The 25,610-nt window shown below is 62.4% G+C and carries 26 protein-coding genes; 17 read left to right on the top strand and 9 right to left on the bottom strand.

All coding sequences use genetic code 11. From position 1 onward, the window contains the following. Positions 1-317: 317 nt before the first annotated feature. The 4 genes from FKV68_RS16060 to FKV68_RS16075 all read right to left on the bottom strand — a co-directional run bounded on the left by FKV68_RS16060 (position 318) and on the right by FKV68_RS16075 (position 4,461). Positions 318-467 (bottom strand): hypothetical protein, encoded by a 150-nt coding sequence (locus tag FKV68_RS16060; protein ID WP_180938809.1) that lies wholly within the window; start codon positions 465-467, stop codon positions 318-320. 128 nt (positions 468-595) lie between these two features. Beyond that, positions 596-1,510, bottom strand: coding sequence for a transglutaminase-like domain-containing protein (locus tag FKV68_RS16065; protein ID WP_180938810.1), 915 nt, complete (start codon positions 1,508-1,510; stop codon positions 596-598). Between the two features lie 273 nt (positions 1,511-1,783). Beyond that, entirely contained in the window at positions 1,784-3,097 is a 1,314-nt protein-coding gene (locus FKV68_RS16070; RefSeq protein WP_180938811.1) for an NAD(P)/FAD-dependent oxidoreductase, read from the bottom strand. After that, on the bottom strand, positions 3,094-4,461 hold the full coding sequence (locus tag FKV68_RS16075; protein ID WP_180938812.1) for a glutamine synthetase family protein: 1,368 nt from the start codon (positions 4,459-4,461) through the stop codon (positions 3,094-3,096). The genes FKV68_RS16070 and FKV68_RS16075 overlap by 4 nt, the downstream gene beginning before the upstream one ends. Before the next feature lie 118 nt (positions 4,462-4,579). On the opposite strand from FKV68_RS16075, the gene FKV68_RS16080 reads away from it, so the two are divergent. From FKV68_RS16080 to FKV68_RS16090, 3 genes are all read left to right on the top strand, one after another. After that, positions 4,580-5,272, top strand: coding sequence for a GntR family transcriptional regulator (locus tag FKV68_RS16080; RefSeq protein ID WP_180938813.1), 693 nt, complete (start codon positions 4,580-4,582; stop codon positions 5,270-5,272). Between the two features lie 136 nt (positions 5,273-5,408). Continuing rightward, positions 5,409-6,089 (top strand): helix-turn-helix domain-containing protein, encoded by a 681-nt coding sequence (locus FKV68_RS16085; RefSeq protein WP_209647225.1) that lies wholly within the window; start codon positions 5,409-5,411, stop codon positions 6,087-6,089. 74 nt (positions 6,090-6,163) lie between these two features. Continuing rightward, the gene (locus FKV68_RS16090; RefSeq protein ID WP_180938814.1) at positions 6,164-7,267 is read left to right on the top strand and encodes a M24 family metallopeptidase; all 1,104 of its coding nucleotides are present in this window, start codon (positions 6,164-6,166) and stop codon (positions 7,265-7,267) included. Between the two features lie 166 nt (positions 7,268-7,433). On the opposite strand, the gene FKV68_RS16095 is transcribed toward FKV68_RS16090, so the two are convergent. After that, entirely contained in the window at positions 7,434-7,691 is a 258-nt protein-coding gene (locus tag FKV68_RS16095; RefSeq protein ID WP_180938815.1) for a hypothetical protein, read from the bottom strand. 220 nt (positions 7,692-7,911) lie between these two features. On the opposite strand from FKV68_RS16095, the gene FKV68_RS16100 reads away from it, so the two are divergent. The 12 genes from FKV68_RS16100 (at position 7,912) to FKV68_RS16155 (ending at position 19,233) form a co-directional block, all read left to right on the top strand. Further along, the gene (locus tag FKV68_RS16100; RefSeq protein WP_180938816.1) at positions 7,912-8,628 is read left to right on the top strand and encodes a FadR/GntR family transcriptional regulator; all 717 of its coding nucleotides are present in this window, start codon (positions 7,912-7,914) and stop codon (positions 8,626-8,628) included. Next, positions 8,625-9,797 carry a PLP-dependent transferase gene (locus FKV68_RS16105; RefSeq protein ID WP_180938817.1) on the top strand — a complete coding sequence of 391 codons (1,173 nt, stop codon included), beginning with the start codon at positions 8,625-8,627 and terminating at the stop codon, positions 9,795-9,797. The genes FKV68_RS16100 and FKV68_RS16105 overlap by 4 nt, the downstream gene beginning before the upstream one ends. A 43-nt stretch (positions 9,798-9,840) precedes the next feature. Next, positions 9,841-11,103 carry an ABC transporter substrate-binding protein gene (locus tag FKV68_RS16110; RefSeq protein WP_180938818.1) on the top strand — a complete coding sequence of 421 codons (1,263 nt, stop codon included), beginning with the start codon at positions 9,841-9,843 and terminating at the stop codon, positions 11,101-11,103. Between the two features lie 99 nt (positions 11,104-11,202). After that, positions 11,203-12,138, top strand: a complete 936-nt coding sequence (locus FKV68_RS16115; RefSeq protein WP_180938819.1) for a carbohydrate ABC transporter permease — start codon at positions 11,203-11,205, stop codon at positions 12,136-12,138. Positions 12,139-12,143: 5 nt separating this feature from the next. Further along, entirely contained in the window at positions 12,144-12,977 is an 834-nt protein-coding gene (locus FKV68_RS16120) for a carbohydrate ABC transporter permease (RefSeq protein ID WP_180938820.1), read from the top strand. 14 nt (positions 12,978-12,991) lie between these two features. Then, positions 12,992-14,059, top strand: coding sequence for an ABC transporter ATP-binding protein (locus FKV68_RS16125; protein ID WP_180938821.1), 1,068 nt, complete (start codon positions 12,992-12,994; stop codon positions 14,057-14,059). Positions 14,060-14,248: 189 nt separating this feature from the next. Further along, positions 14,249-14,635, top strand: coding sequence for a c-type cytochrome (locus FKV68_RS16130; RefSeq protein ID WP_180938822.1), 387 nt, complete (start codon positions 14,249-14,251; stop codon positions 14,633-14,635). Between the two features lie 143 nt (positions 14,636-14,778). Next, the gene (locus tag FKV68_RS16135; protein WP_180938823.1) at positions 14,779-15,621 is read left to right on the top strand and encodes a cytochrome c oxidase subunit II; all 843 of its coding nucleotides are present in this window, start codon (positions 14,779-14,781) and stop codon (positions 15,619-15,621) included. Positions 15,622-15,674: 53 nt separating this feature from the next. Next, the gene (gene ctaD, locus FKV68_RS16140; protein ID WP_180938824.1) at positions 15,675-17,456 is read left to right on the top strand and encodes a cytochrome c oxidase subunit I; all 1,782 of its coding nucleotides are present in this window, start codon (positions 15,675-15,677) and stop codon (positions 17,454-17,456) included. Continuing rightward, complete coding sequence (locus tag FKV68_RS16145; RefSeq protein ID WP_180938825.1) at positions 17,453-18,151, top strand: cytochrome c oxidase subunit 3; 699 nt, start codon at positions 17,453-17,455, stop codon at positions 18,149-18,151. The genes ctaD and FKV68_RS16145 overlap by 4 nt, the downstream gene beginning before the upstream one ends. Positions 18,152-18,161: 10 nt before the next feature. After that, the gene (locus FKV68_RS16150) at positions 18,162-18,884 is read left to right on the top strand and encodes a heme-copper oxidase subunit III family protein (RefSeq protein ID WP_180938826.1); all 723 of its coding nucleotides are present in this window, start codon (positions 18,162-18,164) and stop codon (positions 18,882-18,884) included. 10 nt (positions 18,885-18,894) lie between these two features. Beyond that, a complete protein-coding gene (locus FKV68_RS16155) occupies positions 18,895-19,233 on the top strand; it encodes a cytochrome C oxidase subunit IV family protein (RefSeq protein ID WP_180938827.1) in 339 nt (112 codons plus the stop codon). A 231-nt stretch (positions 19,234-19,464) separates the two neighbouring features. On the opposite strand, the gene FKV68_RS16160 is transcribed toward FKV68_RS16155, so the two are convergent. From FKV68_RS16160 to FKV68_RS16175, 4 genes are all read right to left on the bottom strand, one after another. Continuing rightward, the gene (locus tag FKV68_RS16160) at positions 19,465-20,472 is read right to left on the bottom strand and encodes a serine hydrolase domain-containing protein (protein WP_180938828.1); all 1,008 of its coding nucleotides are present in this window, start codon (positions 20,470-20,472) and stop codon (positions 19,465-19,467) included. 104 nt (positions 20,473-20,576) lie between these two features. Continuing rightward, complete coding sequence (locus FKV68_RS16165) at positions 20,577-21,212, bottom strand: LysE family translocator (protein ID WP_180938829.1); 636 nt, start codon at positions 21,210-21,212, stop codon at positions 20,577-20,579. A 169-nt stretch (positions 21,213-21,381) separates the two neighbouring features. Next, the gene (gene gshB, locus FKV68_RS16170) at positions 21,382-22,326 is read right to left on the bottom strand and encodes a glutathione synthase (RefSeq protein WP_180938830.1); all 945 of its coding nucleotides are present in this window, start codon (positions 22,324-22,326) and stop codon (positions 21,382-21,384) included. A gap of 218 nt (positions 22,327-22,544) precedes the next feature. Next, on the bottom strand, positions 22,545-22,994 hold the full coding sequence (locus tag FKV68_RS16175; RefSeq protein ID WP_180938831.1) for an SRPBCC family protein: 450 nt from the start codon (positions 22,992-22,994) through the stop codon (positions 22,545-22,547). A gap of 250 nt (positions 22,995-23,244) precedes the next feature. On the opposite strand from FKV68_RS16175, the gene FKV68_RS16180 reads away from it, so the two are divergent. Both FKV68_RS16180 and FKV68_RS16185 read left to right on the top strand, forming a co-directional pair. Then, on the top strand, positions 23,245-24,303 hold the full coding sequence (locus FKV68_RS16180) for an adenylate/guanylate cyclase domain-containing protein (RefSeq protein ID WP_180938832.1): 1,059 nt from the start codon (positions 23,245-23,247) through the stop codon (positions 24,301-24,303). A gap of 257 nt (positions 24,304-24,560) precedes the next feature. Beyond that, a complete protein-coding gene (locus FKV68_RS16185) occupies positions 24,561-25,583 on the top strand; it encodes an LLM class flavin-dependent oxidoreductase (RefSeq protein ID WP_180938833.1) in 1,023 nt (340 codons plus the stop codon). Positions 25,584-25,610: the final 27 nt, after the last annotated feature.

Here is a 25,610-nt window from a genome sequence, read left to right on the forward strand (position 1 = left end):
GCTCCTCCTCCCGTGCGGCTCCGAAAGCGAAGTGACGAGACGCTTCACCGCATACGGGTCTTCCGGAGCAATTCGTCGCATAAGTCACACATTCCCGCTTGCCGCGGGCAAGGCTACGACGTTGACAGTCCCGACGGCAAGCGGAACGATCGTCTTCGGCGATAACGGCCGATACGCCACAAGCGTCCGGTCTGTCGCTGTACGCGGCGTCTCAAACTGGAGCAAAGGGGAATGATCGTGCGCGAGACTAAGCCGGGCGGCCAGCGGCTCGCCCCTGGACGAGCATTTGTCGCGGTCAGATTAGCCCTACTGGCGCTTCAGATCGCGCCGATGATGAGCGCCGTGACAAAACTGAAAGCCGCCGCAATCGCAATGGTGTGAGGAATCAGATTGCCCCGCGCGCGCCGCGCCGGTTGTGCAGCGTAGATCGTGTAGCGGGATTGGGCTGTCGCCTTGATCGCGTGCATCTTGCTCTCCGCTGTTTCGCAACTTCACGATAGCTATGTTCTCCTATATTATCCATTGAGTTTATAGATATTATTTTCTGTCGATCGCGCCGGAAATGAAAAATCCGTTTACGGCGACATTGCCATGTTCAGTGCCGGTTGCGGTCGCGCTCTTGCAGATGTCGCGACCAGGTTTCGCTGAACCAGGGCGTCAGCAGCGAAACGTCGGCCGCGCGGTGCGACCGGGCGAGCGAGACATCGGTTTCGACCGAGGTCCACACCGTAAAGGCGGTGAGCTCATGCTTTCCGAAGGTCTGGATCAACGGGATGTCCGCCGCGTCGCGGCCGCGCGCGACAGGAATGCGGCCGATGCGCCGCGCATTGTTCTTGGCGTCGAACGTATACCAGCCATCGCCGAGATAGACCTCGAACCAGGCATTGAAATCCATGGGTGCCGGGCTCTCGGGCACGCCGACATTGGTCATGTAGCCGTTGACGTAGCGCGCCGGCATGTTCATGCAGCGGCAAAAAGCAATCGCGAGATGAGCATAATCGCGGCTGACCCCCAGGCGATCCTCGTGCGCCTCCAGCGCCGTGCGCATTGCCTGCGCATAGCCATAGCTGAAAACCAACCGATCATGGACATAGTCACAGATCGCCTGGACGCGCTGCCATCCGGCGGGAACGTCACCGAAAAGCTTCCACGCCAGCGCACCGAGCCGGTCGATCTCGCAATAGCGGCTGGCGGAAAGGTAAGGCAGCCAGGCCGCTGGAAGCCGCTCCACTGGCACGGCTTCTGCCAGTGGATCCGAGGCATCGGGCCTGCCGTCGTCCTTGATCACAGCGTCATAGCTGAGCTTGGTTTCGCCCGCGTGCAAGACCATCCGCAGGCAGGCGTTGCCGTGGGGGTCAGTGATTTCCTCCATCGCCAGGATCGGAGATGCGACGGGGCCGCGTTCACGGAGGATGTTGCCACGCCGTTCGGGTACAACCGAAAGATAGGTCATCATCGGCGTCGGCTGCGTGCACCGAACGCCGATCTCGTAACCGAAGCGTATGAACATCTCTGACCTCCCTGATCAACCGCGGCCACTCCGTCATGGCCTGGCCCGCGATTAGGGCATGAATGCCCTGCGGTACATGTTCACGCGTCGCGTTTGCCGCGATCTCGACTGTTGAGATCGGACCGAGGAAAAGTCCCGTGGCGCGCCATTGCAGCACGCCGGATATCGCGCCCGATCCGGACGCGCCGGTCAGACGGTCCAGCCGAGAAAATTCTAGCGCATCATTGGCCCTAGAGGAATCGATTTGGACGCGAAACTCCGGAAAGTCGACCATTACCAGCCGACGGCATCCTTGAAGGAATACCACCAGGAGCCGATCGTCGAATATTGCGCGCGGAACATCCGCCCACCCGGAAACGGATACCACGGCAGCCTCTCGAAGACGTCGAAGCGCGACGTGTCGCCGTCGATCGCCTCGGCAAGCGTGCGACCGAAGAGATGGGAACCGGTGACGCCATGCCCGCTATAGCCATGGGCGAAATAGGTGTTGGCTCCGATCCGTCCCATCTGCGGCACGCGCGTGAAGGAGAGCGCGAAATTCCCGCTCCAGGCATAGTCGATCTTCACGCCCTTTAGGCGCGGGAAAACCTTTTCGAGATTGGGCCTGAGTTTCGCGACGACATCCGCCGGATCCGTGCCGCCATAGACAGTGCCGCCACCGAAAATCATCCGCTTATCGGCAGAGAGCCGGAAATAGTCGAGAATATAGCGCACGTCCTCCACGCACATGTCGCTCGGGATCAGCGAATGGGCGAGTTCCTCGCCAAGCGGCGCCGTGGTGATCATCTGCGTCGAGACCGGCATGACACGCGAAACGAGCTTCGGCACCGCGTCGCCGAGATAGGCGTTGCCGCAAAGCACGACGATGCGAGCGGAGACCTCACCCTCTTGCGTGTAGACGGTCGGCCGCGCCGCCTCGTGGTCCACGCGGGTGACCGGCGACATTTCGTAAATCGTGCCGCCAAGGCTTTCGAGAGCGCGAGCCTCGCCGAGCACCAGATTGAGCGGATGCATGTGCCCGCCCGTCGTGTCGAGCATGCCGCCGCAATAGGCATCGGAATTGACCAGCTTCCTGAGCGCCTCGCGGTCGAGAAGCTGGTGGTCGTCCATTCCGTATTGGCGCCACAACGCCTGCTTGGCTTCCAGCTCCTTCATGTGCGCGGCGGTATAGGCGGCATAGATGTTGCCGGGCTTCAGGTCACAGTCGATGTGGTATTGGCTGACGAGCCGGCGGATGATTCGCGCGCCCTCCTGCACCAGCCCACCGATGAAGCGTGCCGCATCCTCGCCGTAACGGCGCTGGATGGTCGAAAGGCCGGCATTGAGGCCGTTGACGACCTGACCGCCATTGCGCCCGGAGGCACCCCACCCTACCTGCGCGCCTTCGATCACCGTGACCTTGTAGCCCTTTTCGGCCAGGTGGATTGCTGTCGACAGGCCGGAATAGCCGGCGCCGACAACGCAGATATCAGTTTCGATGCGGCCCTGAAGCTTGATCGGGGTGCGGACGATGTTGCGCGAGGCAGCGTAGTAGCTCGTCGGATAGCTGCCGTCGCCAGCATAGGATTTCTTCGCGTTTGCCATCATACGATTTCCAGATAGGCGCTGAATTCATAGTCCGTAACCTGCTCAGCAAAGCCGGCGATCTCCTGGCGCTTGCAGGCGATCATCATGGAGCGAAGCACGGGGTCGAAAATCTCGGCGGCAATCGGTCCGGCCTCGAAGGCATCGACCGCCTGCCCCCACTCGGCGGGGATCTTGGGCAGTTTCTCCGCGTCGTAGGCCCGCCCCTCGACAGGCGCCGCGGGCTTCCATTTGTTGCGTATACCGACGAGGGCGGCACCGAGGATCGCCGCGATGACGAGGTAAGGGTTCGCATCGGCACCGGCCACCCGATGTTCGATGCGTCGCGCCGCCGGGTTGCCGCCCGGGATGCGAATGGCCGAGGTGCGGTTCTCATAGCCCCAGGAAATCGAGGTCGGCGCATGGGTGTCGGGCCGAAGCCGCCTGTAGGAATTGAAATGCGGCGCAAACATGAGCGTGGTCTCCGCCATGCCGCGCAGTAGTCCGGCGACCGCGTGCCTCAGGATCGGCGATCCCTCGTCGCTGCCATCGTTGAAGACGTTGTTGCCCTCCTCGTCGAGCAGGCTGAAATGGATGTGCATGCCGTTGCCGGAGCGCGTACCGTAGGGCTTGGCCATGAAGGTCGCAGCGAGCCCGTGCTTGCGCGCAACGCCCTTGACGATGCGCTTGAAGAAGATCGCGTCGTCCGCCGCCTTCAGCGGATCGTCGGTGTGCAAGAGGTTGATCTCGAACTGGCCGATGCCGTTCTCGGCGATCGCTGCATCGGCCGGCACGTTCTGCCTGGCGCATTCCTTGTAGACGTCGGAGAAGAACTCGCCGAAATCATCAAGCTCGTCGATCGACAGGATCGCGTCGGAATCCAGCCGCTTGCCGGTATAGGGCGAGATCGGCGGCACGGCGCTGTCAGGCTCCGGGTCGATCAGGTAGAATTCCAGCTCCGTCGCGACGACGGGGCGCAGGCCAAGTTCGCGGTATTCCCCGACGATTGCCGCAAGTGCTTGACGCGGATCGGCAAGAAACGGCTTGCCATCCTCGATGAAGAGCCAGAGCGGCACCAGCGCGCTCGGCCGGGACGTCCAGTTGACCGGCAGTGCTCCGCGCCCGGTGACCCCGCAGATTCCGTCGCGGTCGCCGGTCGCGAAGACCTGTTCGCTGCCGATGATGTCCTCTCCCCAGACATCGACGCCGACGATCGAGAGCGGCATGCGGATGCCGCCGCCAAGCACCTTGGAGGCCTGTTCGACCGGCACGCGCTTGCCGCGCATGATGCCGTTCAGGTCACAGATAACCGCCTGGATGCTTTCGATCGGACCGTTCTGTTCCAGCCAGAGCTTGAATGCACTTGGATCTTCCGCCTCTAGAGACATATCTCAATTCTTATTTGTGATCACATTTGTCGAAAGTTGACATAATTCACGATTTGAAGTCAAGCTTGGCCGGTGCTATCAGCCCCCGCGAACCAATGCGGCAGGAGGAATCGCAATCTTGAAGGCCCTTGTTTTGCCGGCGTTGGAACGGCCGGAAGGCATGACCACGCATGACTATGCGTTTGCACGCCTCAGGCAGGCGATCATGGTCGGCGCCTTTCGTCCCGGAACGTCGGTGACGATCCGCGGTTTGGCCGAAGCGCTGGAGAGCAGCCCGACGCCGGTCCGCGAGGCGCTGCGGCAGTTGACGTCGATCGGCGCCCTGCACTTCCTCGAAAACCGCCGCATCGTCGTGCCGCGCATCACCCCTGCGCGCTTCGAGGAACTGATATCGCTACGGATCGTGCTCGAAAGCCACGCCGCCCGCAGGGCGGTCGCCCATCTTTCGGAGCGGCAGATCGATCGCATCGTCGCCATCGACGAGGCCATCGAGGCCGCGATCCTCGCTGGCCAGAAGGCTGCGGCGCTGATCGCCAACCAGGATTTCCATCGGCAGATCTACATGGCCAATCCCGACCAGATCGCCATGCCGCTAATCGAAAGCGTGTGGCTGCAACTCGGGCCCATTCTCGGCATCGCCATGGAACATGTCGCCGAACTCTACGTCGTCGATCGTCATCGCGAGGCGATCGAGGCGCTGAGACGGCGCGACGAGGACGCCGTGGCCGACGCAATCGGGGCCGATATCCGCGAGGGCATCGGCGGTTTTGACCAGCAGGCGATTGCCAAGCTGCTCAGCCTCGCCGGCTGAACCCCCTCCCGAAGGAGCCGCAAACCCGCCCGAGCTCATGCGCAAAATGGATTTTTAGTGGGGCTAAAAAAGCCGTTGACAGCGACTCGCGAGTGCTCCAACTTTGAAGAAATACTAAAAATGCGGGAGGCGTCCGTTGAAGACGGAGAACGCTCAGGAAGCGCACGTTGGCGTGGGCGATCCGCCGCTCGGCGAGCGGCTGCGCCGGCGCCGGAAGGAACTGAAGCTGACGCTCCAGACCGTCGCCGACCGCTCGGGCTTTTCGGTCGGCTTCATTTCACAGATCGAGCGCGGCATTACTGTGCCTTCGCTCACATCGCTGATCGCCGTCTGCCGCACGTTGAAAGTCGAAGTCGGCACCGTGTTCACGCCGCCGAAGCTTGCCTCGCCCGTCACCCGCCGCGCGCATCGTCCGATCTATGCGCTTGGCGACGGCGATGGCAACGTCTCCTACGAACGCCTTTCCGCCGCCTTCCCCGGCAATGTCCTTCGAAGCACGATCATTCATGAGCCGCCCGGGCGCCGAAGCGAACCGATGTCGCATGAAGGCGAGGAGATCTACTTCATCCTCGAGGGCTCGCTGACCCTGGAGATCGACGGCGAGCGCATCGTTCTGGAGTCCGGCGACTCTGCCCATTTCCCATCCACGCGCACCCACGCCACCTGGAACCACACGAGCAAGCCGACGACCATCCTGCATACCTGTACAATGGACGTCTTCGGCGATGGCGAGCCTTCCGGCGACCCGGACAACAGCCTGGCGGTGACGCGTGCCGCAAGCCGCCGCGGTGTCGCGAAAAAACACAAGCCACGCTGATGCCGGGGACCGCACATCTGACGCACGTCCCGCAAGCAGCATTTTCACCCACCATCAACACAGGACGCAACCACATGAACGAACAGACGACGATGCGGCTCACCGCGCTGCGCGAGCGAATGAAGGAAACCGGCACGGGGCTTATCGCTATCGCGCCGGGATCGCACATGGACTGGGTGTTGGGCTTCCATCCGCATCCGGACGAGCGTCCCTGCCTGCTCCTGATTGCGCCGGAGCGGGAAGCCTTCCTGATGCCGGGGCTCAATGCCGAAGGCACGCGCGAGCATACCGACATTGACTTCTACAGCTGGTCGGATGCGGAAGGACCCGTTCTGGCGCTAAAGGCGGCGCTTGCCGGACTCGGTGCCGAGCGGCCAGGCCGCGTCGTTCTCGACGAGACGATGCGTGCGGATTTTGCGCTGCTGCTTCTCGACAACCTGCCGGACGACACCGCGCGTGATTTTACCCCTGGCACGCTTGGCGCACTGCGCATGCGCAAGGACCGTAGCGAATACGAACTCCTCAAGATGAACGCAGCGATCGCCGACCGGGCGATGCAGGCCGCCTTTTCGAAGGTTTGCCCCGGCATGACGGAGAAGGAACTCGCGGCCGAGATCCGCGCCCACTTTTCCTCGGAAGGCGCAGCGCCGGCGTTCTGGATCGTCGGCTCCGGCGGCAACGGCGCTTTTCCGCACCATTCCGCCAGCGACCGCGTTATCGAAGAGGGCGACGCGGTGGTGATCGATATCGGCGGCCGCAAGCTGGGTTTTCCAAGCGATATTACCCGGATGGCGGTCGTGGGCCGCGCGCCGGAGGGCTATGGCCAGATCCACACGATCGTTGAAAAAGCGGTGCAGGCCGCAATGAAGGTCGCCCGTCCCGGCGTGGCGGCGAAGGAGGTTGATGCGGCCGCGCGCAAGGTGATTACCGATGCCGGCTATGGCGAATATTTCGTGCATCGCACCGGCCACGGCATGGGCATCGACGGTCACGAGCCGCCCTACATCACCGCGACCTCGGAAACGATTCTTGAGGAAGGCATGGTGTTTTCCATCGAGCCCGGCATCTACCTGCCCGGCCATTTCGGCATTCGGCTCGAGGATATCGTGATCCTGCGCGCCGATGGTCCGGAGGTCCTCTCCTCGCTGCCGCGCGAGGTCCATGTCGCCAAGGTCTGACGGCGAGCGTTTTCTGTAAGCCATGAAGGGGCCGCCGGCATCTCGCACCGGCGTCCTTCGCCTACAGCGCCGCGTCCAATCGGACGGGCAACGGTAGCTGTAGCACTTTGAATGGCTGCACGATTTTATCCTTAAATCGACTCCGAGATAGGGAAGCATGCAGCAGCTATTGGGCCGGATAGTTCCTGCCGCTCTTCGGCGGCTGCTTGGCTCCGGCTGCATTCCTTTCGGGCGCACCAAGGGCAGTCTCGCGATCGCGGCCGGTGATCCAGAAAAAGAGATAGCCCGGCCAATGCTTGCGCTGGATGCCGCTGTAATACTCCCCCTTCCCCGTTCGCATCTGCGCATTCGCATCGGCCGCCGACAAGCCAGATACGGTCACTGCCACGGCAAGGGCGAGAGCCGCAAAAACTCGATATCTCATCGTTGAACTCCTCGCTCTGATATCGCGCCCAGTCACGGCAACGGTCAAGGGATCGCTGCCGCCGTGGGGCCGAGGACTCCCCTCGTGCGCTCCGACAAGGCCGCTACCACGGCCGGCTTCCGCGTCACTGACCGAAGACCCGAGTTTGCCGCTTGACCGCCGGGTGTAGCGCCTGCATATTGCTCAGATGTCAGACCAATTTGGCACCGCGGGAGAGAGGATGCCTCAGCAAGAAAAGGCAACGCTTGTTCCACTGCCCCCCGTCGACCGGGTGCAACAGGTCATTGCCGCACTTGCCGACTACATCCAGCATGCCGGCCTGAAGCCGGGCGATCGGCTGCCGGCCGAGCGCGAACTGATGGCCGCGCTCGCCGTCGGGCGTTCCACGGTCCGCGAGGTCCTCAGCCATTTCCAGGCGCTCGGCGTCATGGAGGCGCGCAAAGGCAGCGGCACCTATCTGCTGCGCGCCATTTCCGGCGCGACGATCCACATGCCGCTGGCGCTCGATACAGAACACCTGCGCGACGCGCTTCTGCAGACGCTCGAAGTGCGGCGCGGCATCGAGGTCGAGGCCGGCATGGTCGCCGCACACCGCCGCACCGATTTGGACCTCGTCAACATCCAGACAAAGCTTGACGAAATGGAACGCGTGCATCTCGCCAAGGGCACGTCCGGGCCGGAAGACCTGGCCTTCCATCTCGCGATCTATGACGCCACCCACAACCCGCTCTTCCGCCAGCTTCTCGAGCAGATGCGCGAGGCGTTCGAACAATTCTGGGAGAAGCCGTTCGACCGGCCGGATTTTGCCCGGCGCTCCTTTCCGTTCCACCGCACGCTTTTCAACGCCATCGCAGCGCAGGACGCCAACGCCGCGCGCGAAGAAACACTGAAGATTCTCGCCATCGTCGAGGAAGACATCAAGGAAATGTCCAAATGACCACCGGCTTCGATCCGTTCGATGCAGCATCCCTCATCGTCGCGCATGACGAAGGCAATGCCTTCGATGCCGTCGTGCCACCGATCGTCCAGACGTCGCTGTTCACCTTCAAGGACTATGACGACATGGTGGCCTCCTACCGGGGCGAGCGCGTGCGGCCGATCTATACCCGCGGCCTCAATCCGACCGTCCGGATGTTCGAGGAGATGCTGGCGAAGCTCGAAGGCGCCGAGGATGCGATCGGATTCGCGAGCGGCATGTCGGCGATCTCATCGACCGTTCTTTCCTTCGTCGAGCCGGGCGACCGTATCGTCGCGGTCAAGCATGTCTATCCCGACGCCTTCCGGCTGTTCGGCACGCACCTGAAGCGCATGCGCGTCGAGGTGACCTATGTCGACGGACGCGACGAGGAGGCGGTGGCAAAGGCGCTCCCCGGCGCCAAGCTCTTTTACATGGAAAGTCCGACGAGCTGGGTCATGGACACGCACGACGTTGCCGCCCTTGCGGCGCTCGCAAAGGCTGAGGGCGTGATCACCGCGATCGACAACAGTTGGGCGAGCCCGGTGTTCCAGCAGCCGATCGCGCTTGGCGTCGATCTCGTCATCCACTCTGCCTCGAAATATCTCGGCGGCCATAGCGACGTCGTAGCCGGCGTCGTTGCCGGCTCGAAGGACCTGATCGGCCGAATCCGCTCGGAAGCCTATCCCTATCTCGGCGGCAAGCTTTCACCGTTCGACGCCTGGCTCTTGATCCGCGGGCTTCGCACGCTGCCGATCCGGATGAAGGCGCACGAACGCTCGGCACTCGCCGTCGCGCAGCGCCTGCAGAGCCATCCGCTGGTCGAAACGGTTTGCCATCCCGGTCTCGGCAATCACCTGCCGCCGGGCCTTTCCGGCACGTCCGGCCTGTTCTCGTTCATCTTCCGCGAGGGCGTCGATGTGCGCCGTTTCGCCGATCACCTCGAACTGTTCAAGCTCGGCGTTTCCTGGGGCGGCCACGAAAGCCTCATCGTGCCGGGCGAAGTCGTTCTGGCGCAGAAAGCCCAGCCCAATTCCGCGGCCGCCTTCGGCATATCACCGCGGTCGGTACGGCTCCATGTCGGCCTGGAGGGAACGGAGGCCCTCTGGAGCGATCTCGAAGCGGCGATCGCCGTCGCTTCGCTAGGCTGACGACACAGTAACACCCGAACACCTAAGAAAAGGGGAACTGAAAATGAGGAAACTGATCACCGCTACGCTGCTTGCGACGCTGATGGCCGGCAGCGCGCTCGCCGACACCAAGTTGAAACTCGTCGAGGTCATCACCAGCCCCGAGCGCACCGAGACGCTGAAGTCGATCGTCGCCAAGTTCGAGGCGGCAAACCCCGGCACCACCGTCGAGATCATCTCGCTGCCCTGGGGCGAAGCCTTCCAGAAATTCGCGACCATGGTGTCGGCCGGCGAAGTGCCGGACGTCATGGAAATGCCGGACACCTGGCTCTCGCTTTACGCCAACAACGGCATGCTCGAAAGCCTCGAGCCCTATCTCGAAAAGTGGGAGCACACCCCCGGCCTGACGGAGCGCGCGCTCGAGCTCGGCCGCGATGTCAACGACACTGCCTACATGCTGCCCTACGGCTTCTATCTCCGCGCGATGTTCTACAACAAGAAGCTGCTCTCCGAGGCCGGCGTTGCCGAACCGCCGAAGACGATGGACGATTTCGTCAAGGCGTCCGAGGCGGTTTCCAAGCTGCCGGGAAAATCCGGCTACTGCCTGCGCGGCGGTCCGGGTGGCCTCAACGGCTGGGTGATGTTCGGCGCGACCATGGCCGGCGACAACAAGTTCTTCAACGAAGACGGCACCTCGACGATGAACAGCGAGGGATGGGTCAAGGGTCTCACCTGGGTCATCGACCTCTACAAGAAGGGGCTCGCGCCAAAGGACAGCGTCAACTGGGGCTTCAACGAAATCGTCGCCGGCTTCTATAGCGGCACCTGCGCCTTCCTCGACCAGGACCCCGATGCGCTGATTGCGATTGCCCAGCGCATGAAGCCTGACGATTTCGGTGTCACCACCATGCCGAAGGGTCCGAGCGGCAAGGCCTTCACCACCATCGGCTTTGCCGGCTGGTCGATGCTTACCGCGAGCCAGAACAAGGATCTCTCCTGGAAGCTCATCGAAACGCTCGAAGGGCCGGAAGGCAACATCGAGTGGAACAAGCGTACCGGGGCGCTGCCGGTGCACAAGTCCGCCGAGAAGGACCCCTTCTATGCCAGCCCGCAATTCAAGGGCTGGTTCGATGAGCTCGCCGACAAGGATGTCGTGCTGACCGTTATGCCGACCTATCTCGAAGAATTCGCCTTCTTCAAGGATTCGCTGGCGATCAAGACCACCCAGGAAGCGCTGCTCGGCGACATCACGCCGGAAGACCTCGCCAACCAGTGGGCCGACTATCTGACCAAGGCGCAGCAGAAGTACCTGGCGAACAAGAAGTAAGATCGGCACCGGCGGCGGCTCCCGGCCGCCGCCGGTCTTCAAACCAAACGACAAGAAGGCGCCGATCGTAACGGCGGTCAAAAGGGGAAATTTCGAACGATGGCCTATGCCGCACGCCACAACGGCCTGCCTGCAATTCGTCCACCGCTGATGAAACGCATCGCCGATGCCTCCGCACCCTATCTTTACAGTGCGCCAGCGCTGATCCTGATCGTCGCGGTCATGCTCGTGCCACTGGTGCTCGGCGTCTCCTATGCCTTCCGGGACATACAACTGCTCAACCCCTTCTCCGGTGCCTTCGTCGGCCTCGATCACTTCAGGGCATTGTCTGAGGACCAGGCGTTTTTCCGCGCGCTCCGCAACACGCTCTGGTGGACCGGCGCTTCCGTGCTGCTGCAGTTCACCTTCGGGCTGATCCTCGCCCTCCTGCTCGACAAACCGTTTCCCGGCCGTGCGATCGCCCAGGCGCTGGTCTTCCTGCCCTGGGCCGTCCCGAGTTTCCTCGCCGGTCTCAACTGGGCATGGCTCTTCAATCCAGTCGTCGGCCCGCTGCCGCATTGGCTCTACGGCCTCGGGCTCATGAGCCAGCCGGCCAATATCCTGTCCGATCCGCAGCTTGCCATGTGGGGGCCGATCGTCGCCAATATCTGGTGGGGTATACCCTTCTTCGCGATCACGCTGCTTGCCGCGCTGCAGGCGATCCCGCGCGATCTCTACGAGGCTGCGAGCATCGACGGGGCGGGGCCGGTCCAGCGCTTCCTTTCGATCACCCTTCCCTTCCTTGCTCCGACGATCGCGATCACCATTCTGCTCCGCACGGTCTGGATCTCGAATTTCGCCGACCTCATCATCGTCATGACCAATGGCGGCCCGGCCGACCGGACACAGATCGTCGCGAGCTACATCTTCACCCAGGCCTTCAAACGGCTCGATTTCGGCTATGCCTCGGCGATCGCGCTGGTGCTTCTGGCGCTGCTCCTCGCCTATTCGCTGCTGCTCGTCATCCTGAGACAGTGGCTCCTGAGCAAGGATTGACACCAATGCGCGCCAAATCAGCCTTCCTCACCGTTGCCCACCGCCTGGCGATCCTCGCCTACATCGCCTTTGCGCTCTTCCCCCTGTTCTGGCTCCTCAAGGTCGCGGTCACGCCGAACGATCTGCTCTACACCGAGGGTGTGCGGCTCTGGCCGTCGCGCGCCAGCTTCGAGCATTTCGACTTCGTGCTCAGGCACAGTTCTTTTCCGGTTTTCTTCCGCAATAGCCTGATCGTTTCGGGCTCGACCGCGGTGATCGTGACGATCCTTTCCTCACTCTCCGGCTACGCGCTCTCGCGTTTCAGCTTCCGGGCCAAGTATTGGCTGGTGACCTTGATGCTGCTCACCCAGATGTTCCCGCTGGTGATGCTGGTCGCGCCGATCTTCAAGATCCTCTCGCCGCTGGGGCTCACCAACAGTTTGACCGGCCTCGTCATCGTCTACACGGCGTTCAACGTGCCCTTCGCCACCTTTCTGATGCAGTCCTTCTTCGACGGCATTCCGAAGGATCTGGAAGAAGCGGCGATGATCGACGGCGCCACGCAGTTCGTCGCCTTCCGTCAGATCATCCTGCCGCTGACGCTGCCCGGCATTGCCGCAACGCTCGGTTTCGTCTTCACCGCGGCCTGGAGCGAACTGCTCTTTTCGCTGATGCTGATCTCGGGCAACGAGCAGGCGACGTTCCCGGTCGGGCTCCTGTCCTTCGTGTCGAAGTTTTCGGTCGATTTCGGGCAGATGATGGCCGCCGGCGTGCTGGCTTTGATCCCGGCCTGTCTCTTCTTCCTGTTCATTCAACGCTATCTCGTCCAGGGCCTCACGGCCGGCGCGGTCAAAGGCTGAGGATTGGTCTAGCCATGGCTTCCATCGATATCGCCAATATCCAGAAATCCTACGGCATTCACCCAGTGCTGCACGACGTCGATCTCAAGATCAAGGATGGCGAGTTCGTCGTCCTCGTCGGTCCGTCCGGCTGCGGTAAGTCCACGCTTTTGCGCATGATCGCCGGGCTTGAAAGCGTGACGGCCGGCGAGATCCGCATCGCCGGCAAGCGCGTCAACGAGCTCGCGCCGAAGGACCGCGACATCGCCATGGTGTTCCAGTCCTATGCGCTCTATCCGCACATGTCGGTCGAGAAGAACATGAGCTACAGCCTACGACTGCGCAAGACGGCCAAGGACAGGATCACCACCGTCGTTTCCGGCGCCGCCACCAAGCTTGGTCTCGAACCCCTGCTGGAGCGCCGCCCGCGTGCGCTCTCCGGCGGCCAGCGCCAGCGCGTCGCGATGGGGCGGGCGATCGTCCGCCAACCGAAGGCCTTTCTTTTCGACGAACCGCTTTCAAACCTCGATGCGCGCCTGCGCGAACAGATGCGTGCCGAAATCAAGAAACTGCACAAGGATCTCGGCGCGACGTCGATCTACGTGACGCACGACCAGATCGAAGCGATGACGCTGGCAGACCGCATCGTCGCGATGAACGGCGGCGTGGTTCAGCAGGTGGGAAGCCCGCTGGAGCTCTACGACCGTCCCGCCAACCTCTTCGTGGCGGGTTTCATCGGCTCCCCCGGCATGAATTTCTTCAAGGGCACCTATCGTGCCGGCGAACGGCCGAGTTTCGAGACGGAAGGAGGCGTCAGCGTTCCGCTCGATGCGTCCGCGTCGATCGCGGAGAATACCCCGGCGACGCTCGGCATCCGCCCGGAACATGTCATTCTTGCGGGTCACGGGCCGGACAGTCTGCTCGCGACCGTGGACCTCGTCGAGCCGACCGGATTCGGCATCATCCTGCATTTGTCGCTCGGCCGCAGAAGCTTCAAGGCCTTCACCAACGACCGGTCCTTCCTCACAGCTTCCGGTACCGTCCCGGTCCGCTTTCCCGCACACTACCTGCATTTCTTCGACGCCGAGGGCACTCGCGTCTGATCCGCGCGCCGCAGCGCCGGAACCGCCCCGACATGGCAATTGACTTCTGCCAGGCGGGCCTTAGTTTGTTCTTGTCGCAAAATATCAACCGCCTTCGGCGCGCTACCATTGAGAGAAGCAAGCACCGCCAATACAACAATTTGACGATAGTCCTCCTTGCCCCGCGCCCGGCGAAATTGAGGAAGTATCATGCGAATTCCTGTTGTTGCCCTCTCCTTCTCGGCACTCGTACTCTGTCCGCTGACGGCCCTCGCCCAAGAGGGCGACGCCGAGGCTGGCGCGACCGTCTTCAAGAAATGCCAGACCTGTCACGTCGTCGACAAGGACACCAACAAGGTCGGTCCATCGCTCAATCACGTGCTGGGCAGGACAGCCGGCACACATCCCAATTTCCATTACTCGCCGGCGATGGTCGAGGCCGGCAAGGGAGGCCTCAAGTGGGATGAGGCGACGTTGCGCGATTACCTCCACGACCCGAAAGCAAAGGTGAAGGGAACCAAAATGGCCTTTCCCGGGCTGAAGGACGACACCGACATCTCCAACCTGCTCGCCTACCTCAAGCAATATTCGCAATAGGCGTACTGTCGCGCGAAAGGGGAACCGAACAACAACCCTTTCGGGCGATTTGCGACTGTTTTCCGTTCGTGCAATAATCGTGATCGGAACTCTACGGATTGCGTATTCATGCCCACAGCCGATTACGGTAGGAGGGACAAGAAATGGCCGTGGTGGTGATTCTGGTTTTGTTGGCCGCCGGATCAGTGTTGTTCCATTTGTTGAGTCCCTGGTGGTGGACACCAATCGCCTCCAACTGGAATTACATAGACAATACTCTCATCATAACTTTCTGGATCACCGGCTTCGTCTTCGTCGCGGTTGTCCTGTTCACTGCTTATTGCGTTTTCCGCTTCCGCCATCGGCCGGGCAACCAGGCCGCCTATGAACCCGAAAACAAGCGCCTCGAAGGCTGGCTCGCCGTAAGCACGACGGTTGGCGTCATCGCGATGCTGGCGCCGGGCCTTTTCGTCTGGAACCAGTTCATCACCGTTCCGGCGGCAGCAACCGAAGTCGAAGTCGTCGGCCAGCAATGGCTGTGGAGTTTCCGGCTGCCGGGCAAGGACGGAAAGCTCGGGACGTCGGAAACCCGTGACGTCGCGCCCGAGAACACGCTCGGGCTCAACCGCAATGACGCAGCGACCCTCGACGATGTGATCATCGAAGGCGGCGAGTTGCACCTGCCGGTCGGCAAGCCCGTCAAGGTTCTCCTGCGTTCGGTCGATGTCCTGCATGATTTCTATGTGCCGGAGTTTCGCGCCAAGATGGATATGGTGCCCGGCATGGTGACCTATTTCTGGTTCACGCCGACGCGGACGGGCACCTTCGAGATCCTCTGTGCCGAACTCTGCGGCGTCGGCCATCCGCAGATGCGTGGCACCGTCGTGGTCGACAGCGAGGCCGATTACCAGACGTGGCTCGCCGAGCAGCAGACTTTTTCGCAATTGACGGCATCGTCCGCTGATGGCCCGAAGGCGGTCACGGCCGACGCCTCGTCGGCGCAATAGGAGGCGCCAGACAGAAGGGGCGTCAGGGTAGAAACTGGGAACCTGGGAGGAATATGATGGTCGACGTCCGGTCCGGTATTGGCGATGCGGTCCCGCCCGCCGAGGTGGAGGATGTTGAACTTTATCATCCGCACAGCTGGTGGACGCGATACGTTTTCAGCCAGGACGCGAAAGTCATCGCCATCCAATACGCGACGACGGCGATGGCCATCGGCATGGTCGCACTGGTGCTTTCATGGCTGATGCGCCTGCAGCTCGGCTTCCCCGGTGCCTTCGCGTGGATCGATGCAGATCGCTATTACCAGTTCATCACCATGCACGGGATGATCATGGTGATCTATCTCTTGACCGCGCTCTTCCTTGGCGGCTTCGGCAACTACCTCATTCCGCTGATGGTCGGCGCCCGCGACATGGTCTTTCCCTACGCGAACATGCTGAGCTACTGGATCTATCTGCTCGCGGTCCTGGTGCTGGTCGCAAGCTTCTTCGCTCCCGGCGGCCCGACCGGGGCCGGCTGGACGCTTTACCCACCCCAGGCAATTCTGTCCAATACGCCCGGCGGAAAGGATTGGGGCATCATCCTGATGCTCTCTTCGCTGATCATCTTCATCATCGGCTTCACGATGGGTGGCCTCAACTACGTCGTCACTGTTCTGCAGGGCCGGGCGCGTGGCATGACGCTGATGCGCATGCCGCTGACCGTCTGGGGCATCGTCACCGCCACAGTCATGGCCCTGCTCGCCTTCCCGGCACTGTTCGTCGCCTGCGTCATGATGCTTTTTGATCGGCTGCTCGGTACGAGCTTCTTCATGCCGGCAATCTCCGAGATGGGCGAGCAACTGCAATATGGCGGCGGCAGCCCGATCCTGTTCCAGCATCTCTTCTGGTTCTTCGGTCATCCGGAGGTCTACATCGTCGCCCTGCCAGCCTTCGGCATCGTTTCGGACCTCATCAGCACGCATGCGCGCAAGAACATCTTCGGCTATCGCATGATGGTTTGGGCGATCGTCATCATCGGCGCGCTGTCCATGGTCGTCTGGGCGCACCACATGTACGTCAGCGGCATGAACCCGTATTTCGGCTTCTTCTTCGCCACCACGACGCTGATCATCGCCGTGCCGACGGCAATCAAGGTCTACAACTGGGTGCTGACGCTTTGGCGGGGCAACATCCACCTGACCCTGCCGATGCTCTTCGCACTCGCCTTCATCGTCACCTTCGTCAACGGCGGACTGACCGGGCTTTTCCTCGGCAATGTCGTGGTGGACGTGCCACTCTCCGACACCATGTTCGTCGTCGCGCATTTCCACATGGTGATGGGCGTTGCGCCGATTCTGGTCATCTTCGGGGCGATCTATCACTGGTATCCGAAGATCACCGGGCGCCTGCTTAACGAGGCGCTCGGCCAGGTGCATTTCTGGGTCACCTTCCTCGGCTCCTACGCGATCTTCTTCCCGATGCACTATGTCGGCCTCGTCGGCGTTCCGCGCCGCTACTACGAAATCGGCGAAACGGCGTTCGTGCCGGAATCGGTGCATACCCTCAATGCCTTCATCACCATCGCGGCGTTCGTCGTCGGTGCAGCCCAGATCGTCTTTCTTTTCAACCTCGTCTGGAGCCTGCGCCACGGCAGGGATGCCGGCGGCAATCCCTGGCGCGCGACGACGCTCGAGTGGCAGACGCCCGAGACACCCCCTCCGCATGGCAACTGGGGCAAGGAACTGCCTGTCGTCTACCGCTGGGCATACGACTACAGTGTCCCCGGCGCGCCCGAGGACTTCATTCCGCAGAACCAGCCTGGGCCGGGACGCGTGACCCACGAGGCCGCCTCATGACGGTCGTGCTGGTCTTCCTGGCGGTCATCGCCGTCATCATCGCCTGGTGGCTGGCACAACAGCGACTGGCCTCGAAACCTTGGCTGGAAGTGGGTCATGCGCACGACCATCGCGGCATCGAGCCGGTGCCCGCTGCAAAGGTCGGTCTCGGTGTCTTTCTCGCCGTGGTTGGCGCGCTCTTCACGCTTTTCATCAGTGCCTATTTCATGCGCATGGCGTCTTCGGACTGGTCGCCGCTGCCGCTGCCGCGCTTTCTCTGGATCAATACCGGCATTCTTGCTTTGAGCAGCGGCACCCTGCATTGGGCAAAGCTCGAAGCCGAGCGGCGGAACGACGAGGCTGCCCGAACGAGCCTCCTCGTTGCGCTCGCCGCTGGCCTCGCCTTCCTCGTCGGACAGCTTTTCGCCTGGCGCGCGCTCTCTTCCGCCGGATATTTTCTGACCAGCAGCCCCGCCAACAGCTTCTTCTACATGCTCACCGGCATGCACGGCCTGCACATCATCGGCGGTATCGCGGTGCTGGCGCGCGTAATCCTGCGTACGTGGGATGCACCGATCGACCGCCGGGCGCACCTCTCCATAGGGCTCTGCGCCACCTACTGGCATTTCATGCTGGCCGTCTGGCTGGTTCTCTTTGCCCTCTTTTCCGGTTGGGCCAACGACGTCGTCGACCTCTGCCGTCAATTGCTGACATAGGAACGCTGACATGTCCGCTCCACTAAAGCCGTCCTCCCTGGAAACGCTCTCCCGCCCATCCGGTCTCGCCGGCTTGGCCGCCGACTGGGCTTCGGACCAGCGGGCATTCAAGAATGTCTCCTGGGGAAAGGCCATGATGTGGATCTTCCTCCTGAGCGACACGTTCATTTTCGGCTGTTTCCTGATCGCCTACATGTCGGCGCGCATGGCGACGACCGTACCCTGGCCGAACCCGAGCGAGGTCTTCGCGCTGGAGATCGGCGGGGTCCAGGTGCCGCTGATCCTGATCGCCATCATGACGTTCGTCCTGATCTCCAGCAGCGGCACCATGGCGATGGCCGTCAACTACGGCTACCGCCGCGACCGGAAGAAGACCGCCGCGCTGATGCTCCTGACCGCGCTGTTCGGCGCCACCTTCGTCGGCATGCAGGCCTTCGAATGGTCAAAGCTGATCGCTGAGGGCGTGCGGCCCTGGGGCAATCCCTGGGGGGCGGCGCAGTTCGGCTCGACCTTCTTCATGATCACCGGGTTTCACGGCACCCACGTGACGATCGGCGTGATCTTCCTGCTGATCATCGCCCGCAAGGTCTGGCGCGGCGATTTCGACACGGAGCGGCGCGGCTTCTTCACAAGCCGCAAGGGTCACTACGAGATCGTCGAGATCACCGGCCTCTACTGGCACTTCGTCGATCTGGTATGGGTCTTCATCTTCGCATTCTTCTATCTTTGGTGAGGAGGGCATCATGGCTCCGGTTGAGGCGCACGCCGCACAGCAGCAGCATCACCCGATCAAGCTCTACCTTGTGGTCTGGGGCCTGCTGTTCGTCCTCAGCACCTTTTCCTATCTGGTCGACTATGTCGGCCTTCAGGGTTATCTGCGCTGGTCGCTGATCCTGATTTTCATGGTGCTCAAGGCCGGCCTCATCGTCGCCGTGTTCATGCACATGGCCTGGGAGCGCCTCGCACTGATCTACGCGATTTTGCTGCCGCCCCTACTCGTCCTGGTTTTCGTCGGGATGATGGTGTCGGAGTCGACCTATGTGCTCCTGACGCGGCTCCTGTTCTTCGGCGCGGCGCCCTGAACAGCATACGCAGTGCGCGGTCATTCCGACCGCGGCATGCCGCATTTAGAGCAATTCCAGGAAAAGTGTGTAACGGTTTTCCGTCCGGACTTGCGTAGTTTCAACCAGTTAGATCCTTTCACTGTTTCAATGAAATGATCTACAGCGCCGTGCGTCCTTCAGGACGCACAAAGTCTTTGAATCTACGCATCGTGCTTTCCGAAAATCGATTCCGATTTTCGGGCCGATGCGCTAGGACGCTTGGACTGCTTTCACGATCTCGGCCATGACGCCATGCAGCGCGTCGCGATAGCCGTTGCGCGCCGAAGGCCCGCTTTCCTCCGAGGTCATCACCACGGTCAGGTGCAAGGACGGCACGATGTAGAGCATCTGGCCGCCGTAGCCCCAGGCGAAATGGACATCCTCGCCGCCGATCTGCCGCGCGAACCAGCCATAGCCATAGGCGTCGCCAGAGAAACGCGAGTTGGTGCGCGCCTGCCATGAGAGATCGATCCAGTCTTGCGGAATGATCTGCCGGCCTTCGGCGGTCTTGCCGCCGTTGCGGTAAAGCTCTCCGAAGGCAAGCAGCGAGCGGGCGCTCATCGCCATCTGGTTGCCGCCGAGATAAATGCCCTGCGGATCGCGTTCCCAGGCGCCGATCCGGAAGCCCTCGACCGGACCGAGCCACTCGCGCGCCAGTGCCAGGGTCGATTTGCCGCTGACTTTCGTCAGGATCGCCGAAAGAAGATGAGTGGAGGCCGTGGAATAGAGCATCCGCCCTCCGGGCTCGTCGTCGAAAGGCTGAGCCAATGCAAAACGGACCCAATTGCGGCTGGAGACCCAGCGCCCGTAGTTCGGCCCCGACATTCGGCCTAGCCCTGCCTGCATTGAAAGCAGGTTGCCGATCGTGATGTCGTTGATGCGGGGATCCGGCGATGCCGGCAGGTCGCTTTTCAGAATCGGCGCAATTTTCTGGTCCGGGCCTTCGAGCAGGCCCTTATCGATCGCAATGCCGACAAGAGCCGAGACGATGGACTTCGACGCCGATTTGATGTTGGTCGAATCCTCCGGCGCATGACCGCGATAGCCGCGCTCCGCGACGACCTTGCCGTTACGGGCAATGATGACGGTCTTCAGCGAAGTCAGATCCCGACGGGCCGCAAGGTCTTCGAGCAGCGAAGGGACGGAAGAGGCCTCCTGCGCGATCGCGCCCGGCAGGAACGCGAAGAACGACAGGAAGGCCGCTATCAGCTTGATCACGCGTCTCACCCTAGGGTGGATGCGCGACGAAATCACCAAGCGGCCGACAGAACTCACGTCGATTTGAAGCCAGTTTATCGCGAAACCCCAGTTAGACGCCTAGCCTACCGAGTCGTCATCGCCAAGCGGATGCCGAGTGCAATGAAGAGCGCGCCAAGCCCGCGATCGAGCCAGAGAGAGATCCGGCCATTCCGCTTGATAAAACGGGTGAACCGTGCACCAGCAAGGATAAGCGGTGGTTCGATGAACGCTGCAACGACGATGATCAGGAGGCCGTGCACGGCAAGCTGCAACCAGGCCGGCCCAGCGCCCTCCACGACGAACTGCGGCAGGAACGCGAGGAAGAAGATGGCGACTTTGGGGTTGAGCGCGGCAACCAGGACACCCTGGCGATAAATCTGTCTCCAGTTCAAGACTTCGTCCTGCGTTTTCGCAAAAGCACTTCCGCCGCCTGCGCGCAGCGCCTGGATACCGAGCCACACGAGGTAGACCGCGCCGATCCACTTGACGGCCGTGAAGGCGGTTGCCGATGCGGCGAGAACTGCCGAGAGGCCGAACGCGGCCAGAAGGACGTGGACGAGCGAGCCGGTCCAAATGCCGAAGAGCGCTGAAAATCCCGCCCTTGTCCCGGTCTTGATCGTGTGGCCAAGGATAAGAGCCATATCTGGACCAGGAGACACGTTCAGCAGGATGGCAGCCGTGAGAAATGCCATCCAATGAGCAAGCGAATATTCAAGCATAGGCGATCCAATCGAACTGGACCTTCACGCTACCATTCGGTCACTTGATCGAAAAATGATTAGTTTTGATTGATTTTCCGCCTTCGTGCCGGTCTTCTTCGATTTCGCAGAGCCGTCTGGTATCGTCGTCCGTCAACGGCTCTGCAGCGATGTCACCAGACAGAAACAGTCACCCCGCCCGTTTCGCCTCCAGCACGTCCCACACCTTCGCTGCTACGTCCGGACCACCAAGCTTCCTAACCGCGCGGATGCCGGTCGGCGCCGTCACGTTTATTTCGGTGAGCTTGTCGTCGATGACATCGATGCCGACGAGAATGAGCCCCTTCTCGCGAAGCGACGGACCTAACCGCTCGCAGATTTCCCGTTCCTTCTTCGTCAGGTCAGCGACGGTCGGCGCGCCGCCGCGCACCATGTTGGAGCGCAGATCGCCGGCCGCCGGCACACGGTTGACCGCTCCGGCAAATTCACCGTCAACGAGAAGGATGCGCTTGTCCCCGTGCTTCACGTTCGGCAGGAACTGTTGAATAACCCAAGGCTCACGGAAGGTCGTCGCGAAGATATCGTAGAGCGAACCGTAGTTGAGATCGTCCTTGGTGAGGCGGACCACTGCCGCTCCGCCGTGGCCGAAAAGCGGTTTCATGACGATGTCGCCGTATTCGGCGCGGAACAGGTCGATTTCCGCCTTGTCGCGTGTAATGAGGGTCGGTGGCATCAGATCCGAGAACTCGGTGACGAAGAGCTTCTCCGGAGCGTTGCGCACCTGAGCCGGATCGTTGACAACCAGGGTCTTGGGATGAATTTTTTCCAGGATATGGGTCGCCGCGATGTAGGACAGGTCGAATGGCGGGTCCTGGCGCATGAGCACCACGTCGACGTCAGCGAGGTTCGCACGCTGCTTCTCCCCGAGCACGAAGTGGTTGCCTTTCTCGTCGCGCACTTCCACCGGTTCAAGCGCGCAAAAGACATTGTCGCCGATCATCGCCAGGCGGTCGGGAGTATAGTGATAAAGCTCGTGTCCGCGCGCCTGCGCCTCCAGCATCAAGGCAAAGGCGCTATCGCCTGCGATGTTGATTGAGGAAATATGGTCCATCTGGACCGCAACTTTGAGTGCCATGGAGAGTCTCTCGGCGAACCGCCGCCAATATGGAATTTAGGCCGGCTGGCGGTCTCGCCGACCTCATTGAAGACATGCATCCGGGCTGACACATGTCGGTGACGTGCCATCTTGAAGCACGACTTCGACCTCCGTGCAACGGTCGCCGACGCCTTATGCGGATACTCGTCGATCTCGATGCAATCGGAGGAGGAACAAGCGGACGGCGTTTCGGTACGTCAGCCGGTGCGGCCGTGCCAGGGGTCCGGTCCCGGATCGCGCCCGGCCGCGGCCTCGCCCAGCCGGTCGAGATAATGGGCCCAACCTTCCGCATGGCCGGCGCACTGTTCGGCATTGGGCAGGCCGCTGTGGGTCAGCCTGAGCAGCGTTCCATCCGGCTGTTCGATGAGGTCTATCTCGACAAGGCTCGACGCCGGCGGCACGATCTCGCTGTCGTCCCAGCCGAAGCTGTACACCAGGCGATGGACCGGCACGACCTCCCGGAAGGAGCCGCGAGCGAAGCGGGACCCGGTGACATTGACGAGATAGAGCCCGCCGGGCTCCGGCTCGACGTCAGCCTCCGTTCCCATCCAGCGCAGGATCTTTTCAGGATCGGTCAGCAGGGCGAACACCGCAGCGGGTGGCGCAGAAATGTGTGTTTCGCGACGGACGACGAGGGTCTCAGGCATCGGTCTCCCCCAATGGTTGCGATGATCTGCCCGACTGTGGTCAAACGGAGAAACGTCGGACAGGGATCGATGATAGCCCCCCGCGGTTGCCTGCGCCACCACTTACGGCCTCGCGCGTTTCTCGGGACAGGCAAGGTTCGCTTTAGATCTTTGAATTTGCTGAACGTTCTTCCGATGCGTCGGCTCCTGCGCAGCGAACGCCGCTGTAGCGCGGATGACAGGTGAGCGAACGTGACGCTATGATCCTGGCATGGATCTACCCGCACCCCTTGCTTGGCTGGTCGACGAGGCCGGCGCATCGCCCGGCCCGGATCGTTTTTTGGCCGAGCTCGGCCGCCGGCTGCTGGCCGACGGTCTTCCGTTGGCCGGCGGTGCGCTAACGATGGCAGTGCCGCATCCGATCGTCGCCCGCCGCACCTGGCTGTGGCGAGCGGAGACCGGGACGGTGACCGAGGCGCTGGCTTTTGCCGGCAGCCCATCCAACCAGGCAGGACACGACTGGCTCGCGGCGCTGGGGCCGGTGTTGGAGGACACGGTCGGCCCGGTGCCGGATAGGCTAGTGCTTGGCTGGGCCGGCACCCGGTCATTCGATCCTGCCGGGATCGACCGTCTGCGCCAGGCCGCGCGCTTCGCGGCCGCTCCCTTGGCTGCCTTGGCCGAACGGGCGGCACTTGCAACGCTGCTCGAAGCCTATCTCGGCCGCCGTAGCGCCGCCCGGGTTCAGGCCGGCGCGCTCGGTCGGGGCACTGGAGAGACCATCCGTGCCGTGCTGCTTTGTACCGACCTGCGTAACTTCACCGCCCTGTCCGAGGCGACGGACCCCCAGGCGATGATCGCCACCCTCGATGCCTGGTTCGACCGGGTCGCCGGGGCAATTCACGTCTTCGGGGGTGAAGTGCTGAAGTTCATGGGCGATGGCCTGCTGGCGATCTTTCCGGTCTCCGGCACACCGGCCGAGGCCTGCGCGGCGGCATTGCGCGCTGTCGTCGCCGCGCGCGCCGGCATGGCCCATCTCGATGCCACGCGCGAGACACAGGGGCTGCCGCCGCTACCCTTCGGGGTGGCGCTGCATCTCGGCGAGATATTGTGGGGCAATATCGGCGCGGCCGACCGGCTGGACTTCACCGCCATCGGCCCGGCGGTCAACCTGGTCAGCCGGCTGGAGGGGCTGTGCCGGCCGCTTGGCCGCTCGGTGCTGATCTCGGGCGCGGTCGCCGCGGAAGCCACCACGCCGCTGGTACCGCTCGGCGAACACGTGTTGCGTGGCATCGCGACGCCCTGCGCCGTATTTACCCTGGCGGATACTTGAGCGGCTGTCAGCGGCACATGGTCGGTTCGGTTCGTCTTGGCGAGATCCCCGCACGCAGCATCGGGCAAACATGCGGCAACGAATGGTATGCCTGTATCCCGCACGGGATTTGTGCCATGAAGCGATGGTTGCAACATCGAACCTCTGCAGTGCCGCGCGTCCAACGCGCTAGGGTCGCTGTAGCACTTTGAATTGCTGGATGACTTTGTCCTTGAACCGATTCCAAGCTAAGGAATCATGCAGTAGGCTGCACAACCATGAAGAAGATCGGCTTTCTCTCGTTCGGGCACTGGACGCCCTCGCCGCACTCGCAGACGCGATCGGCCGCAGACGCGCTGTTGCAGTCCATCGACCTCGCGGTCGCTGCCGAGGAGTTGGGCGCGGACGGGGCCTATTTTCGCGTGCATCACTTCGCGCGCCAATTGGCCTCGCCATTCCCGCTGCTTTCGGCGATCGGCGCGAAGACCAGCCGCATCGAGATCGGCACAGCGGTCATCGACATGCGCTACGAAAACCCGATGTACATGGCCGAGGATGCGGGCGCGGCCGACATCATCGCCGGCGGGCGCCTGCAGCTCGGCATCAGTCGCGGTTCGCCCGAGCAGGTCATCGACGGATGGCGTTACTTCGGCTACCAGCCGCCCGAGGGCAGCACCGACGCCGACATGGCGCGGCGTCATGCAGAGGTCCTGCTCGATGTGCTGCGCGGCGAAGGCTTCGCTCAGCCTAACCCGCGCCCGATGTTTCCCAATCCTCCCGGCTTGCTGCGCATTGAGCCGCACTCGGAGGGGCTGCGCGAGCGGATCTGGTGGGGCGCCAGCTCGAATGCCACCGCCGTTTGGGCGGCCAAGCTGGGCATGAATCTGCAGAGCTCCACACTCAAGGATGACGAGACGGGCCTCCCCTTCCATGTGCAGCAGGCCGACCAGATCCGCGCGTTCCGCGAGGCGTGGAAGGCGGCAGGCCACGAGCGCGAGCCACGGGTGTCGGTCAGCCGCAGCATCTTCGCACTGGTGGACGACCGCGACCGCGCCTACTTCGGACGAGGCGGTGCGGGTGAGGACAAGATCGGCTTCATCAACGAGAAGACCCGGGCGATTTTCGGCCGGAGCTATGCCGCCGAGCCCGACGTCCTCGTCGAAGAGCTGGCGAAGGACGAGGCGATCGCGGAAGCCGACACGTTGCTCCTGACCGTCCCCAACCAGCTCGGCGTCGACTATAACGCGCATGTTATCGAGGCGATCCTGACCCATGTCGCTCCCGCTCTTGGGTGGCGCTGAGGCACGCCACCGCGGGAGCCAAAGACG

Origin of the sequence: Sinorhizobium mexicanum, from assembly GCF_013488225.1 — a bacterium.
GTDB lineage: Bacteria > Pseudomonadota > Alphaproteobacteria > Rhizobiales > Rhizobiaceae > Sinorhizobium > Sinorhizobium mexicanum.